Below are 259 nucleotides of genomic sequence, written 5' to 3'. Positions count from 1 at the left end.
AGCTTCTTCTCTATAAAAACTTCTAATTCACTGTTTTTACCTTCTACTTCAGTTAACTTTTTCTCCGTATTCGCTAAATGCTCTTTTGTCGTAACCAATTCATTCGTAATTTCTTGCAATTTTTGAACGAGTGCTTGATTAAATTGATTTTGTAACTGTTGATTTTCTAATACTTCATTCAATTTCTTTTCTAATTCTGATTTTTCTTCTTTTGAAACAAACAAATCAAGTTCTCCGTTTCGCCATGATCGAACTTGAT

1 protein-coding gene is annotated in these 259 nt (G+C 30.1%); it reads right to left on the bottom strand.

Translation table 11 applies throughout. The annotated features are described in order from the left end of the window. Positions 1 to 224, bottom strand: a 224-nt coding sequence (locus FE392_RS23295) for a hypothetical protein (protein ID WP_319932042.1), incomplete at its 3' end; no start/stop codon positions are given. Positions 225 to 259: the final 35 nt, after the last annotated feature.

The organism is Xenorhabdus santafensis, from assembly GCF_033949405.1.
Classification (GTDB): Bacteria; Pseudomonadota; Gammaproteobacteria; order Enterobacterales; family Enterobacteriaceae; genus Xenorhabdus; species Xenorhabdus santafensis.
The sequence above is the reverse complement of the archived record's forward strand: the minus strand, read 5'-3'. Positions and strand labels throughout refer to the sequence as shown.